This window comes from Streptomyces sp. JJ36 (genome assembly GCF_021696945.1).
In the GTDB taxonomy this organism is placed as follows: domain Bacteria; phylum Actinomycetota; class Actinomycetes; order Streptomycetales; family Streptomycetaceae; genus Streptomyces.
Genome location: NZ_JACYHE010000203.1, coordinates 1 through 293, shown reverse-complemented (window position 1 = coordinate 293; position 293 = coordinate 1). Strand labels below are relative to the sequence as shown.

Below are 293 nucleotides of genomic sequence, written 5' to 3'. Positions count from 1 at the left end.
CTGGCACGCCTGGTGCAGGGCGACCAGCGAGGTGGAACACGCGGTCTGCACCGTCGTGGCGGGGCCCGTCAGCCCCAGCTTGTACGCCACCCGCGTCGCCAGGAAGTCGGCACCGTTGCCGACGATCAGTGGCATCTCGTCCGTGTAGAGGGAACGGAAGAGCCGCTCATCCGTTCCGATGGCGTGCAGGAGGTAGGTGGACAGTGAGGCTCCGGCCCAGATGCCGGCCCGCCCCTCGATCCGGCCGGGCGCACAGCCCGCGTCCTCCAGCGCCTCCCACGCCGTCTCCAGCA

Annotated in this window: 1 protein-coding gene; it reads right to left on the bottom strand. The window is 70.6% G+C overall.

Annotation, left to right across the window (positions count from 1 at the left end; translation table 11 throughout):
- The coding region (locus HOY81_RS27160) for a beta-ketoacyl synthase N-terminal-like domain-containing protein (RefSeq protein ID WP_272893368.1) at positions 1-293 on the bottom strand (293 nt) is incomplete at both ends.